This is a genomic window from Herbaspirillum sp. UBA812, assembly GCF_002296545.1.
Taxonomy (GTDB): domain Bacteria; phylum Pseudomonadota; class Gammaproteobacteria; order Burkholderiales; family Burkholderiaceae_D; genus Herbaspirillum; species Herbaspirillum huttiense.
In genome coordinates, this window is sequence record NZ_DBIC01000281.1 from 1 (window position 1) to 12,884 (window position 12,884).

Sequence of the window (12,884 nt, forward strand, 5' to 3'; positions counted from 1 at the left end):
GTCGCCGCCGGCACCCGCACGCTGGAAACCACCAACGGCATCACCGTCACGTCCAACGGCTTCACCGTCAACGCGACCACGATGGTGGCTTCCAAGTCGTTCTACTGGGAAGCAATCGGTTAATCCACAGCACCGGCCATACGGCCGGTGCGATCCTCAAGGAGAGCATGCAATGAGCGATACCCAAGACAGCATCAAAAGCGAAGAACAGGAAATTTCCGCTGCCGAAGCCAAGGCAGCGGCCAAGGCAGAGAAGCAAGCACAGGCTGCCGAAGCCAAGGCTGCAAAGGCTGCAGAGAAGCGTGTCCGCGTGACCATTCACAGCGGCGAAACCGACGACGAAAAAGGTGATGTCGTGCTGGTGCACAACTTCGAACAGATCCAGATCAAACGCGATGTCGAGGTGGAAATCCCCGAGCGCTACCTGGCCATCCTCAAGGATGCCGTGATCGACACCCGTGGCACCGACAACCACGGCAAGGCCATCGGCGGCCGCAGCCCGCGCTTCGCCTATACCGTCGAGAGCATGTAATGGCCACTGCTTGGACACTGTCGGCCAAGGAAATCTGTCGCGATGCGATGGAGCACATGAATGCTATCGGCGCCGATCAGACCATTTCGGCTGAAGATTTCAGCGTGCTCATGCGCGGGCTGGACGGCATCCTCAAGGAATTGCCCGTGCATGGCTACTCCTGGCCTCAAATCACTGTTGATCCGGTTGCTTTGGCCTGGAGTGCCGGCAGTCCAAGCAAAGTCACGATTCCTGGCGACTATTTCGGCGTGCCGTATGCGTATTACATGCTGAATGGGCAAGAGGTGGCCGTGCGCATCGTCTCGAAGGCCGAATATGACGACCTTGTGCAGCAATCTGCTGCTCCACCATTCCCGCGCGTGCAGCATTTGTACATTGCGCCGGACTTCACAGGCCATTTATGGCCAATTCCCGAGTCAGATCCGGGTTTGCAGATGACTTATCAGGCGATTGTTCCCGATGCAGTACAGGTGCAATACCCAAAACTGCCGCAAACATGGGTTTTGTTCATCGGTTTGTGGCTTGCCTGGGAGCTTTGCAACAAATTCGGCGTGTCGGCTGACCGCCGGGCAGATATCCAAGCCAGATACCTCCTGAAGCGGAATTTATGCCTTGGATATGCCACTGAAACAGCCCCTATCTGCATCCAAGTAGCCGATTGAAAGCACAAAACTGATGATCTCCTGCACCTTCAGCGGCATGCTCAAGACGCCAGAGCGCAAGGACATGTTGATTTAACCGAAAGAATTGAATGAAAAATTTCCTCAAACTCGCCGAAGGTGTAGATGTTCTGCCGCTGCTCCTAGCCATCCGCCGGCGTCCGGAACTTTGGACTGAAGACACCTTCCTGCGTCACTACCCACAAGGGCCGTTTGCAGACATCGAATCGATCATGCTGCGGTTCCCGGAAAAGGTGGAGTTCACTGGCGAGGATGCGGAGGAGAAGCTGGCGCTGTACAAGTCCAACATGCTTCCCGGATTCGATCAGCACGAAAGCAGTGATTATCCGGCCTATGCCAAGCTGGTTGAGGCACGCGCGCATGTCATGGCCATCATGAACCGTGTTGGCGGCGAGCGCCTGGGCCGCGTCATGATCAACAAAATTCGCCCTGGTGGCCGGATCTTCCCACATGCAGATACGCCAGAGCATGCGAACTACTATTCGCGCTTTCACCTGGTGCTGGAAAGCTATCCGGGCGTTGATTTCCGCTGTGAGGATGAGCACGTTTATATGCCGGTGGGCTCGCTCTGGTGGTTCAACAATAAGCTGGAGCACGAGGTCATCAACAACAGTGCCGGCGACCGTATCCACATGATTATCGATGTGAGGACATCCCAATGATCACCATCCACGTCGAGTCATTCGAAGAGCGCCTGGAAGAGTTGAAAGTGTTACTGCCGGCGCATTACGAAGAGCTGGCGCTCAATCAGGATAAGGTTCCTCTGTCGCCGCAATACGAGGAATATATCCGCCGCGAACGCCTCGGCGGCCTGATTTTTGTCACGCTGCGCGATGCAGGTGAGATGGTCGGCTACTTCATCGGCTTCATTGCACCTGGCCTGCATTACAGCACCTGCCTGACCTGCACCATGGACATTTTCTATGTGCGCCAGGACAAGCGGAAGGGCGGTGCTGGCTTGCGCATGTTCCGTTTCGTTGAGCAGGAGCTGCGCCGACGCGGCGTCCAACGCTGGTTCATGGGGTCGAAATGCCACGCTGATGCAAGCGCGCTGTTTGAGCGCATCGAGGCGACCCGGGTCGAGATCTATTACAGCAAGTGGCTGGGAGATTGATATGTTGCGATTCCTCTGGAAAATCAAAAATGGTGGTGCGCGCTATGAAGTAGCGGCGGCCACCATCGGCGCGGCTGTTGTCGGTGGAGTCGCCAGCAACATGGCCGCGAACAAGGCGGCTTCAGCGCAAGAAAGCGCAGGAAATCAGTCAACTGCGACGCAGCGTTACTTCTACGACACCACGCGTAATGACAATCTGCCGGCGATCCAGCGCGGCAACCTGGCCGGTGACCGCATCGCTTATCTGCTGGGCCTTAGCAACAATACCACCGCGAAACCCGATCAATCCGAAGCGAACTTCGACGTTGCTGCATATCTCGCTGCCAATCCGGATGTCGCTGCTGATGGCTACGCTTCGCAAAATGCCTACAAGCACTATCTGAATAACGGCAGGGCAGAAGGTCGGGCTTTCCAGTACATCAATGCGCCGCTGGATACAACTGCAGCCGCTTCCGACCCGGCATATGGCTCGTTCACCAATAAATTCACGGTGGACGACCTGAACAACGATGTGCCGTATCAGCAGGGCTTCAAGTACGCGCTGGACCAGGGCCAACTTGGCGTGAACCGACTGGCCGCCGCATCCGGCAGCCTGAACTCCGGCTCGACCCTGAAGGCGCTGCAGGACCGCGCGGCCAATGTTGCGAACCAGTACGCGGGCGACGCCTACAACCGCTGGAACAACGACAAGACCACGCAGTACAACATGCTCGCGGGCTTGTCGGGCGCTGGCCAGACGGCCTCAAACGCAGTCGCATCGTCCGGCGCAAATGCGGCGAACGCCATCAGCAACACTCAGACCGGCGTTGGCAACTCGCGCGCGGCCAGCTCCATCGCCGGGGCGAACTCCCTGCAGGGCGGCCTGAACTCGATCTCGAACTACTACCAGACGCAGAACCTGCTGAGCCAACTCGGCGGCAGGAATGCTGGGACCACGAACATCTATGGCGGCGTATCCGGTGGCGATTTGAGTTCGCCGGCGGTTGGATATCGCACTTCTTTCCTCTGAGGCGACCATGGCCATTGACGCAAATATCCTCTTCCAAGCAGGCCGCCCGACCGTCCAGCTTGATGACCCGATGAACAAGTTGGCGCAGCTCGGCCAAGTGCAGGGCTTCCAAAACCAGAATGCGCTGGCGCAGCTGCAGTTGAAGCAGGCGCAGCAGCAGGATCAAGACCGCACGGCCATGGCCAACGCCTATCAGGGCGCAGTTGATCCGGCCACCGGCCGCGTGGACTATGCCAAGGTGACCGGCAACCTGGCTGGCGCTGGCGCTGGCGCGGCCATTCCTGGCGTGCAGAAGAGCGCGGCTGAGGCGCAAAAAGCTCAGCGCGAAGCCGACAAAGCAACTCTTGAACAGGCCATCCAAAAGCAGGCGCTGATTTCCCAATACGCTGGCTCGGCTACTGACCAGACATCCTGGACTGCCGCGCTCAAAGCGGTGGCTCAAATGGGCGTGGATACCAGCCAAATTCCAGAGCAATTCGATCCGGCAACGGCCAAGCAGCTCCAGTTGCGCGCCCTCACCGGCGTGCAACAGCTGGACCAGCACTGGAAGCAGCAGGGATATGACCTGGATGTGCGCAAGCAGACCGAAGTGGAGCGCAACAACCAGGCGCAGAACAAGATCGCGCAGGGCCAGCTTGGCGTGGCTCAAGGGCAGCTTGGCGTGGCTCAGGCTGGTCTCGGGCTGCGTCGCCAAGAGCTGGAAGCCGGAAAGGTGCCGCCCGGCTACCGCCGCACCGCCGATGGCAATCTGGAAGCCGTTCCCGGCGGTCCGGCTGACATCAAGATCAACAAGGAAGCCAATCAGCGAACGCAAGACGCAAAGGACGTTCTGGCCATTGCCGATGAGGCAGATCAGTTGCTCGGGAAAGCGTCCAATGGACCGATCAGCTCAGGCTACAACCAGGCTCTCGGCGCATTCGGCAGTTCCACAGAGGCCGCGCAAGCAGACGCCCAGCTCAAGGTGCTGCAGGGTGCCATGGTGTCCAAGATGCCGAAAATGTCCGGCCCGCAGTCAGACAAGGACGTGCTGCTGTACCGCGAAATGGCCGGCCAGATTGGTGACCCGCTTGTACCGATTGCACAGCGCCGCGCCGCGCTTCAAACCGTGCGCCGCCTTCAGCAGAAATATCTGGGCCAGGACACCGCAGCGCCGGCGGCGGCCGCGCCTGCCGCATCCTCCGATGGCTGGTCCGTCACACAGGTGAAGTGATATGCCGACTTTCCGAATTTCAGCCCCTGACGGCAAGACCTACGAGGTCACCGGCCCGGAAGGCTCCACTGCAGAAGATGCGCTGGCGCGCGTGCGCAGCATGGTGGTGGCCACGCCGACGCCTGAAAAGGGCTTTGGCGAGCAGCTGAGCGACACCATCAAGGATGTTCCGCGTCAGATTGGGCTCACCGCGCGCTACGGTCTGGAAGGTCTGGGAAATGCCGTGGGCGTGCTGTCGGACCCCATAGGCGCAACCATCAACATGGCCACCGGCTCGAACCTGAAGCGTGCCGGCCAGCTTGCCACGGACATTGCCGACAGCGTAGGGCTGCCGAAGCCGGAAAACGCGCGAGAGCGAGTCGTTGGCGACGTTGCCACGACCATGTCCACCGGTGGCGGCATGATGGGCGGCGCGAACCGTTTGGCGCAGGCAGCGACCGGCCCGGTGGCGCAGAACGCGCTGGCCACACTCGGCCAGAACGCAGGCATGCAGACCCTTTCGAATGCGGCTGCCGGCGGCGCTGGCGGCTACGTGCGGGAGACTGGCGGCGACGGCGCGGCGCAGTTTGTCGCGGCGCTGGCCGCCGGTGTTGGCGCGCCCATGGCGGCGAACAAGCTCGCGCAGGCTGGGCAGTCGGTCACGAATGCCGTGCGCCGCGCCACCACCCCGGCACCGGCCCCGAATCAGCAGATCGATGTGCAGATCAGCCAGGCACTGCAGCAGGGCGGCGTGGACTTCGGCCAACTGGCCCCGGCCGTGCAAAACAGCATCCGCCAGGATGTAGCGGCCGCGACCCAGACCAACGGCATCCTGTCGCCGGACGCGGTGCGCCGCCTGGCTGATTACCGCATGGTCGGCGCTACTCCGACGCGCGGCTCTTTGACACTGGATCCTATTGTCGTCACGCAAGAGCGTAACCTTGCCAAGTTAGGGGCGGCTGGTAAAGACCCAAGTGGACATCAGCTGGCCCGCGTGCAAAACGCTAACAACCGTACACTCATTGATAATCTTAACGACCTGGGCGCCGGCACTGCAGATACCCCGTATTCGGCTGGAGAGCGGATTATCCAAGCGCTTGGTAACACCGACCAGGCGGCACGGGACGCCATCGGCGCAGCCTACTCGCGCGCGCGGGACTCGGCCGGCCGCAGTGCGCCACTGGATCCGTCTGCCTTCACGCAGCGTGCGGGCGATCTGCTCAATCAGGCGAACGCAGAAAGCTTCTTGCCCGGCGGCATCCGCGACACGCTGAACCGTATCGCGCAAGGACAGATTCCGCTGAATGTGGAAATCGCGGAGCAGCTGAAGAGCAATATCGGACGGATCCAGCGCGGCGCTACTGATGGAAACACGCGCTACGCGCTGGGTCTGGTGCGTCAAGCCCTTGACGAAGCACCCCTGATGGGGCCGATGTCTCGCCCACAGCAGGCTCCTCAGACTGGCGCGCCAGGCAATGGCGTGATGGTGCGCGGGCAGAACGAGTTGATGCCGCCACAGCAGACCGGTGCAAGCATCGGCCAGGACGCCATCGACGCCTTCAACAGCGCTCGCGCGATGAACCGCAACTACATGCATCAGGTCGAGAGCACCCCGGCATTGCAGGCGCTCCGTGACGGCGTGCAGCCGGACAAGTTCGTGCAGAACTTCATCGTTGGCCAGGGCGGCAAGGCCAATGTGGCCGACTTGAATGCGCTGAGGATGGCAGTGAGCAATGATCCTGGCGCATATTTGGCCATCCGCAACCAGATCGCTGCACACCTCAAAAGCCAGGCTCTGAACGGCGCGGCGGATGAGGTCGGCAACGTAAGCCAATCGGCATTCAACAAGGCGCTGCGTCAGATCGGTGATGAGAAGCTGGGCATGTTCTTCACGCCGGACGAGGTGGCACAGCTGCGCGCCGTGGGCCGCGTGGCCAGCTATGAGCAGTTCCAGCCGAAGGGATCGGCGGTGAACAACTCCAACACGGCCGCCGCCGGGCTGTCCGCCATTCTGGACCGCATCGCCAACAGCCCGCTGCTCAGCAAGATTCCGTTCGGGAATCAGCTGGCCGGGCCGGTGCAAAACATCTCGGTGGGGATTCAGTCCCGCAACGCACTGAACGTGCCGAATGCGCTCAACCAGCCGCTGCGCAACTCGCCGCGCAACCGTCTGATGCTGTCGCCGGCGGCATTCCTGGGGACGAACGATGAAAAGCAGTGATCACTTCTTGCGCGACCATAGCCACGCGTTGATGATCATTGCGACGATGGCACCTGCTTTGATGGGATCAATGCTCATGAAGGGCTCGGAGGGGAAGGTATGAGGCAAATTATCCCCCTGTTCGGCTTGGGCACCAAGAACAAGTCTGTAACGGTTTCTGCGCAGAGCCGCATCAACGTCTATGCGGACGTGACGAGCGATGCGGACAAGTCGAATGTGTGCTTCCTGGGCTGCCCGGGCCTGTCCGCGCCGCTGGTTTCCTTCGGGGAAACGCCCGTGCGCGGCATGATCAAGGCCGGCGACTTCTTCTACGTCGTGCACCGTGGGACCATGTGGAAGGTGAACAATGCCGGTGACACTACCCTCTGCGGCGTGATCGCCACCACCGCGGGCCGCGTGGCCATGAGCTACAACGGGCTGCAGGTGAGCGTGGCGGATGGCCAGGGTATGTATGTCTACACCGTGTCGACCGCGGCCTTCACGCAGGTTTCGTCGGCTCTGATGGCCAACCCGATGGACTTGACCTATCAGGACCACTACACCATCGCGGCATTCACCAACAGCGGCATGTTCCAGCTGTCGGCCATTGATGACAGCACAACCTTCGACGCGCTGGACTTCGCCTCTGCCGAATCCGATCCGGACAACCTGGTGCGCGTGATCTCTGACCATGGCGAGCTGGTGCTCTTCGGCCAGCAAACCACGGAGTTCTGGGGCAACACTGGCGCGCTGGCGTTCCCATATGCCAATCAGCGCGGCTCTACGCTGGAATTCGGCTTGGCCGCGCCATGGTCTCTGGTCAAGTACAACGATTCGCTGGCCGGCCTGATGAAGAACAAGATGGGCCAGGTCCAGGTCATGATGTTGGCCGGGCACAACCTGCAGCCGCTGGAAGGCCGCGATACCAACTTCACGCTGGCCATCAACTCCTATGCCACGGTCTCCGACGCCACGGCCTTCGGCTACATGCTGGGCGGCCATCCCATGCTGCAGGTGAACTTCCCGACGGCCGGCAAGAGCTGGCTGCTCGACTCGAAATCGAATTCGTGGAGCGAGCTGCAGTCAGGCCTTTCCGGCGGCCGCCACCGCGCCGAGATCGGCATCGAGTTCCAGAACAAGACAATCGTCTCCGACTACGAGAACGGCAATATCTACGTGCTCGACCAGGATGCATTGACCGATAACGGCATGCAGCGGCCGTATGAGCTGACGGCGCGGCACTTCTTCTCGAACTATAACCGGGTGACCGTCAACAGCCTGAAGCTGGATTTCGAGACCGGCGTGGGCCTGGTCGATGGCCAGGGCAGTGACCCGCAGGTGATGCTGCAGATCTCGCGCGACAACGGCCATACCTGGGGCGCAGAGCTGCGGATGCCGCTGGGGAAGATGGGCAAGTATCGCACCGAGGTGATCTGGACACGGCTGGGCATTGGCCGCGACTTCATCTTCCGCGTGCGCATCACCGATCCCGTTCGGTTCTCGCTGAGCGGCGCGGCCATTGACGCGGAGGTGCTGCAATGAACATGAATGCGCCCCTGCAGGAATCTCTGTCGCCGCTGTCGCCGGGCTGGTCGAATTGGTTTTCACAGGCCACCAATGCCGTGCAGGGCTGGACCAAGTCCTACACCGCGCAGTCCACCCTGGATTTCCCGTCGATCCCGGCCAACTCGCAGCAGCGCCTCAATACCAGCGCCGCGCCCTTGAAGGTCGGCGACATCGTTCATGTCACACCGCTGATCGACATTGCCGGCGTCATCTTCACCGGCATCGTGGCCACGGACGGCGTGCTCACGATCATCGCCAGCAACATCACCGCCGGTGCCATCAATCCACCCTCGGCCAGCTTCCGCGTGGTCATCTTGCAGAACTAGGAAAGAATCATGCCAACTGTGAAATTGAGCCCCCTCCTGAACGGTCAGATTGTCGATGAGAACGGCGCGCCGGCCGTCGGCTGGCAGATTTCAAGCTATGTCGCAGGCTCGTCCACACCGCTCGCCACCTACACCACGGCGGCCGGTGACGTGCAGCATGCCAATCCTGAGCTGTTGGATGCGCTCGGATATCCGTCCAATGGGCAGATCTGGCTGGAGAGCGGAAAGTCGTACAAGCTGGTCCTGGCTGATGGAAATGGCGTCGTCAAGAAGACATTCGACAACATTGCCGGCGTCAACGACACCACGATTTCCGTTGGCCAGTGGCAGGCATCTGGCATCACGCCGACCTACATCAGCGCCAATTCCTTCTCACTGCCCGGCGACCAAACGACCGAGTTCCATCTCGGCCGCCGCGAGCAACTCATCACCGCCACCGGCACGCTGTATGGCCAGATCATCAAGAGCGTCTACAGCGGCGGCCTGACCACGGTCACGGTCCTGCTCGACAGCGGCAGCCTGGACAACGGTCTCAGCAGCGTTAATCACAGCATCCTGCGCGCGGACCACACCGGCGAGATCAGCAACCCCAGCGGCAAGAACCGCGTCATCAATGGCGCGTTCAACGTCAACGAGCGCGGCTATATCTCCGGCACCGTGCAGGCCAGCGGCAGCTACGCCGTGGACCGCTGGAAATCCTCCAGCGCCAACTCCTCCATGACCTTCACCACGGCACCGCAGGGCCAGATGGTCACGCTGGTGGGCAGCTATCAGCAGCGCATTGAGCGCGCAAACATGGAAGCCGGCAGCTACATGGTCTCGTGGCAGGGCAGCGCGCAGTGCCGCATCTACCGCGTGGGCGATACGCCGCCGGCCTATTCGGTCTCGCCGATTGTGTTCGTGAGCGACGGCACCACTGATGTCATGATCGAGTTCAACGCGGGCACGCTCTGGAAGGTCCAGGTTGAGCTGGGCGGCGCGATCACCCCGTTCGAGTTCCGCCATATCAGTCAGGAGAAATGGCTGTGCGCCTGGTTCTACGAGCGAATTACGTTCACCAGCACGATTTTCTCCACCGGGCAGGCAACATCTGCAACCAACGCAAGCGGCAGCATTCCATTCAAGCGCCGCAAGCGCAGTCAGGGAAGCGCGATTTTCAGCGGTACACCTGTGGCACTTGCGGCAAATGGAGCAGCTGCATCTGGGACGGTCCTGATTCCATCCGCGACCGAAGATATGGCCGTGTGGCAGTTTTCTGGCACCGGACTTGCTGCGGGCAATGCCTGCAGCCTGAACGGAACTGGCGTTCAGTTGATTGCAGATTCCGACTTCTAAGGAGCCATCATGCCCGATGCAGAACACCCGTATGCGCTGTTGCATGACCCGAATGCCGTGCTCTGGTACCAAGATGGCGTTGGAATTTGGTACGTCCCGAACACCAGTTATATGTGGCAGTGGTATCTGGACTGGCTGGCGCTGGGTAACACGCCATTGCCGGCCATCTTCTGAGGTGATGAATGGCCGATGAACAAGAGATGATTGTCCGGATGACCAGGATGGAAACCATGATGGATGGTTTCCGCGAAGGGCAGGCCGATATCAAGGACATGCTGCGGCGGTTCCTGGCAACTCAGGAGATCGTCACGCAGCACGGCGAGGCCATCAAGGCTTTGCTCGACAGCGACCAGCGCATGGTGCTGCGCATGGATTCGCACTCGCAGTGGCAGACGCAGCACGAAGAAGTCACGGAGCGGATGATCGACAAGATCGACCTGAAATTCGACAACAAGATTGATGAGGTCTGGAAGAGCCAGCGGGCCGGCTTCACCGAGATTGCGACGTTCCAGAATCGGATGCGCGGCGGCATGGCTGTTGCGTACGCGCTGCTGGGGCTAATTGGCAGCGCCAGCCTGATTGGCGTTAGCTCGCTCGTCAACACCGTGAACAAGGCCGAGCAGATCAACCTGGTACAGGCTCAAGAGATTGCCGAGCTGCGCCGCATGGTGACCAAGGAGGGAAGATGACTCCCGACCAACTCCGCAAAATCATGCCGCAAGCTGGCGCTAAGGCTGATGTATTCGCAGGCCCGTTGACCGATGCAATGGCGGAATTTGACATCAGCAATAAAGCGCGTCAGGCAGCATTCATTGCGCAAATTGGTCATGAGTCAGGCCAGCTTCGGTATGTGCGCGAGTTGGCTTCTGGAAGCGCCTACGAAGGCCGCAAAGACTTGGGCAATACGATGGCCGGCGATGGCGTGAAGTACAAAGGCCGTGGCCTTATCCAGATCACCGGGAAGGCAAATTACACGGCCCTCATGATGGCACTAGGGATTGACTGCCTGGAGCATCCGGAGGTGGTGGAGGAGCCGACAAATGCATGCCGGTCAGCAGCATGGTTTTGGCACGAAAAGGGGCTGAATGCACTGGCCGACCAAGGAAATTTTCTTGCCATCACCAAGCGCATCAACGGCGGGACGAATGGCCTGGAAGATCGACAAGTCCTGTGGACGAAAGCAAAGGAGGTTCTCTGATGGACTGGAAATCACTGATCGCAACCGTGGCCCCGTGGATTGGCACTGCGTTGGGCGGCCCGCTGGGCGGTATGGCCGTGACAGCCGCGGCGGATGCCCTGGGCCTTTCCGAGAAGACGGAGACCGCGCTCAAGACAGCATTGAGCGGCGCGTCTCCCGCGGACCTGCTGGCCATCAAGCAGGCCGACCAGGCTTTCCAGTCCAAGATGCAAGAGCTGGGCTTCCAGAACATCAAGGACATGGAGAGCATCGCCGCAGCGGATCGAGACAGCGCGCGCAATCGCGAGATCAAGACCGGCGACAGTGCAACGCCGCGCGTGCTGGCCGGGATCGTCACGGTGGGGTTCTTCGGCATGCTGGCGCTGCTGTTGTTCAATGGCTTGCCGCCGGCAGCCAACGAGGCCGCGCTTCTGATGCTGGGCGGCCTGAACAGTGCATTCGCCCTGGTGCTGGGCTACTACTTTGGCTCGACGGCCGGCAGCCTGGCAAAGTCGAAGCTGCTGGCGCAGGCTGCTCCGCCTGACCAAAAAGCCTAAAGCCTCGCCGCAATAGAATCCGAAGTCTCCCGGTAGTAGACCCGGTGCAGCAGGTTGATGTCCTTGTGCCGGCTGATCCTGGCCAGCGTCATGACGTCGACCTTCTTGGCCAGATGGGTGAGGGCGGTGGCACGGCTGTCGTGGAACGTCAGGTCTTGAATCATGATCTGGCGGCACAGCTTTGAGAAGAGCACGCTGCCCTCGTTCGGATCCACAGTGAACTTCTCGCCGGCCAGCAGCTTGGCGGCGATCCTGCCCACCGGCACCTCATCGCGGCCCGTCGTCTTCGTCCTGGGCAGCACCACGACCCTTCTGCGCTCATTGAACCCGGCCGGGGCCGCAAGCACTTCAGACAGCCGCATGGCCGTCCTGAGCGCGATATGGAAGGCCCTGGCCATCTCTGCAGTCTTCCCGCCCGCACGCTCTCCCGCACGCAGCACGCGCCTGATCTCGCGCCATCCCCACAGCTGATGCCGCGCCTCATTGTGCTCAGGCAGGCGCACACCAGTGAAAGGGTGCCGGTCGATCCAGCGCCATTCCTTGGCAGCTAGGACAAACAGGTTGCGCAGCAGGTTGGCCTCGCGCTGCACGGTCGAGCCGCTGACTGTCTTGAGCCGGGCATCACGCCATTCGCCGATCCTGGCGCTGTCGATCAAGGAAAGCTTGGTCTGCGCGCCGAAGTGCTCCAGCATCGCAGCGAACCGGCGCGCCTCCCAGTCAGGGTTGCGCTTCGTGCTGCTCACGGTGAGCTTGTACTTTTCGACTGCATCAAGGAAGGTGCGGCCGCCACCGGCCGCAAGGGCATCAAGCTCAGCCTCTTTCTGCAGCGCCCATGCCTGGGCTTCTCGTTTGGTATCGGTGACTTTGGTGGCGCGGTGACCGTGGCGTTCAACCTCGGCGCGCCATTTATCTTTGTGCTTGCGGATGTATGCCATTGTGCGGGATTCTGATGCGGGAAATATGCGAGGAGCATAGTATAACCGCTCAGATTCATACCCCTGAGAACCGCTTATTTACGACTCATCGCGATTCATAAAACAGCCAATGGTGCCGGGAGCCGGAATCGAACCGGCACGCCTTGCGGCGCGGGATTTTGAGTCCCGTGCGTCTACCTATTCCGCCATCCCGGCGACGCGAGCCAGCGATTATTACCGATTTCGCTTTGCCGGGCAAGCCCTGAAGACCCCCGGTGCACCACT

Annotated in this window: 15 protein-coding genes and 1 tRNA gene; 14 read left to right on the forward strand and 2 right to left on the reverse strand. The window is 60.7% G+C overall.

The window, feature by feature from the left end; all coding sequences use genetic code 11:
* Positions 1 to 172 precede the first annotated feature (172 nt).
* The 14 genes from B3873_RS19330 (at position 173) to B3873_RS19395 (ending at position 11,685) form a co-directional block, all read left to right on the forward strand.
* Positions 173 to 532, forward strand: coding sequence for a hypothetical protein (locus tag B3873_RS19330; protein ID WP_286868321.1), 360 nt, complete (start codon positions 173 to 175; stop codon positions 530 to 532).
* On the forward strand, positions 532 to 1,194 hold the full coding sequence (locus B3873_RS19335) for a hypothetical protein (protein WP_286868324.1): 663 nt from the start codon (positions 532 to 534) through the stop codon (positions 1,192 to 1,194). Before B3873_RS19330 ends, B3873_RS19335 begins: the two co-directional genes overlap by 1 nt.
* A gap of 89 nt (positions 1,195 to 1,283) precedes the next feature.
* On the forward strand, positions 1,284 to 1,874 hold the full coding sequence (locus B3873_RS19340; protein ID WP_286868327.1) for an aspartyl/asparaginyl beta-hydroxylase domain-containing protein: 591 nt from the start codon (positions 1,284 to 1,286) through the stop codon (positions 1,872 to 1,874).
* Positions 1,871 to 2,326 (forward strand): GNAT family N-acetyltransferase, encoded by a 456-nt coding sequence (locus tag B3873_RS19345; protein ID WP_286868329.1) that lies wholly within the window; start codon positions 1,871 to 1,873, stop codon positions 2,324 to 2,326. Before B3873_RS19340 ends, B3873_RS19345 begins: the two co-directional genes overlap by 4 nt.
* A gap of 1 nt (position 2,327) precedes the next feature.
* The gene (locus B3873_RS19350) at positions 2,328 to 3,335 is read left to right on the forward strand and encodes a hypothetical protein (RefSeq protein ID WP_286868331.1); all 1,008 of its coding nucleotides are present in this window, start codon (positions 2,328 to 2,330) and stop codon (positions 3,333 to 3,335) included.
* A 7-nt stretch (positions 3,336 to 3,342) separates the two neighbouring features.
* On the forward strand, positions 3,343 to 4,545 hold the full coding sequence (locus B3873_RS19355) for a hypothetical protein (RefSeq protein WP_286868333.1): 1,203 nt from the start codon (positions 3,343 to 3,345) through the stop codon (positions 4,543 to 4,545).
* Position 4,546: 1 nt separating this feature from the next.
* Positions 4,547 to 6,745: a hypothetical protein gene (locus tag B3873_RS19360; RefSeq protein WP_286868336.1), complete on the forward strand. Its 2,199-nt coding sequence runs from the start codon at positions 4,547 to 4,549 to the stop codon at positions 6,743 to 6,745.
* A gap of 99 nt (positions 6,746 to 6,844) precedes the next feature.
* Positions 6,845 to 8,266 carry a packaged DNA stabilization protein gene (locus B3873_RS19365; protein WP_286868338.1) on the forward strand — a complete coding sequence of 474 codons (1,422 nt, stop codon included), beginning with the start codon at positions 6,845 to 6,847 and terminating at the stop codon, positions 8,264 to 8,266.
* A 2-nt stretch (positions 8,267 to 8,268) separates the two neighbouring features.
* Positions 8,269 to 8,616 (forward strand): hypothetical protein, encoded by a 348-nt coding sequence (locus B3873_RS19370; protein ID WP_286868340.1) that lies wholly within the window; start codon positions 8,269 to 8,271, stop codon positions 8,614 to 8,616.
* A gap of 9 nt (positions 8,617 to 8,625) precedes the next feature.
* Entirely contained in the window at positions 8,626 to 9,951 is a 1,326-nt protein-coding gene (locus B3873_RS19375; protein ID WP_286868341.1) for a hypothetical protein, read from the forward strand.
* A gap of 9 nt (positions 9,952 to 9,960) precedes the next feature.
* Entirely contained in the window at positions 9,961 to 10,125 is a 165-nt protein-coding gene (locus tag B3873_RS19380) for a hypothetical protein (RefSeq protein ID WP_286868343.1), read from the forward strand.
* Positions 10,126 to 10,133: 8 nt separating this feature from the next.
* Entirely contained in the window at positions 10,134 to 10,640 is a 507-nt protein-coding gene (locus B3873_RS19385; protein ID WP_286868345.1) for a hypothetical protein, read from the forward strand.
* Complete coding sequence (locus tag B3873_RS19390; protein WP_286868347.1) at positions 10,637 to 11,149, forward strand: glycoside hydrolase family 19 protein; 513 nt, start codon at positions 10,637 to 10,639, stop codon at positions 11,147 to 11,149. Before B3873_RS19385 ends, B3873_RS19390 begins: the two co-directional genes overlap by 4 nt.
* Complete coding sequence (locus B3873_RS19395) at positions 11,122 to 11,685, forward strand: hypothetical protein (protein ID WP_286868349.1); 564 nt, start codon at positions 11,122 to 11,124, stop codon at positions 11,683 to 11,685. The genes B3873_RS19390 and B3873_RS19395 overlap by 28 nt, the downstream gene beginning before the upstream one ends.
* On the opposite strand, the gene B3873_RS19400 is transcribed toward B3873_RS19395, so the two are convergent.
* Positions 11,682 to 12,620 (reverse strand): tyrosine-type recombinase/integrase, encoded by a 939-nt coding sequence (locus B3873_RS19400; RefSeq protein WP_286868351.1) that lies wholly within the window; start codon positions 12,618 to 12,620, stop codon positions 11,682 to 11,684. The genes B3873_RS19395 and B3873_RS19400 overlap by 4 nt on opposite strands.
* Positions 12,621 to 12,730: 110 nt before the next feature.
* Positions 12,731 to 12,815, reverse strand: a tRNA-Leu gene (locus tag B3873_RS19405).
* Positions 12,816 to 12,884 lie beyond the last annotated feature (69 nt).

What these genes read in the sequence shown, in the direction of transcription:
- B3873_RS19340 (WP_286868327.1), top strand. Translation starts at nt 1,284, where the DNA reads ATGAAAAATTTCCTCAAACTCGCCGAAGGTGTAGATGTTCTGCCGCTG.
- B3873_RS19335 (WP_286868324.1), top strand. Translation starts at nt 532, where the DNA reads ATGGCCACTGCTTGGACACTGTCGGCCAAGGAAATCTGTCGCGATGCG.
- B3873_RS19390 (WP_286868347.1), top strand. Translation starts at nt 10,637, where the DNA reads ATGACTCCCGACCAACTCCGCAAAATCATGCCGCAAGCTGGCGCTAAG.
- B3873_RS19365 (WP_286868338.1), top strand. Translation starts at nt 6,845, where the DNA reads ATGAGGCAAATTATCCCCCTGTTCGGCTTGGGCACCAAGAACAAGTCT.
- B3873_RS19385 (WP_286868345.1), top strand. Translation starts at nt 10,134, where the DNA reads ATGGCCGATGAACAAGAGATGATTGTCCGGATGACCAGGATGGAAACC.
- B3873_RS19400 (WP_286868351.1), bottom strand. Translation starts at nt 12,620, where the DNA reads ATGGCATACATCCGCAAGCACAAAGATAAATGGCGCGCCGAGGTTGAA.
- B3873_RS19350 (WP_286868331.1), top strand. Translation starts at nt 2,328, where the DNA reads ATGTTGCGATTCCTCTGGAAAATCAAAAATGGTGGTGCGCGCTATGAA.
- B3873_RS19345 (WP_286868329.1), top strand. Translation starts at nt 1,871, where the DNA reads ATGATCACCATCCACGTCGAGTCATTCGAAGAGCGCCTGGAAGAGTTG.
- B3873_RS19330 (WP_286868321.1), top strand. Translation starts at nt 173, where the DNA reads ATGAGCGATACCCAAGACAGCATCAAAAGCGAAGAACAGGAAATTTCC.
- B3873_RS19355 (WP_286868333.1), top strand. Translation starts at nt 3,343, where the DNA reads ATGGCCATTGACGCAAATATCCTCTTCCAAGCAGGCCGCCCGACCGTC.
- B3873_RS19370 (WP_286868340.1), top strand. Translation starts at nt 8,269, where the DNA reads ATGAATGCGCCCCTGCAGGAATCTCTGTCGCCGCTGTCGCCGGGCTGG.
- B3873_RS19375 (WP_286868341.1), top strand. Translation starts at nt 8,626, where the DNA reads ATGCCAACTGTGAAATTGAGCCCCCTCCTGAACGGTCAGATTGTCGAT.
- B3873_RS19360 (WP_286868336.1), top strand. Translation starts at nt 4,547, where the DNA reads ATGCCGACTTTCCGAATTTCAGCCCCTGACGGCAAGACCTACGAGGTC.
- B3873_RS19380 (WP_286868343.1), top strand. Translation starts at nt 9,961, where the DNA reads ATGCCCGATGCAGAACACCCGTATGCGCTGTTGCATGACCCGAATGCC.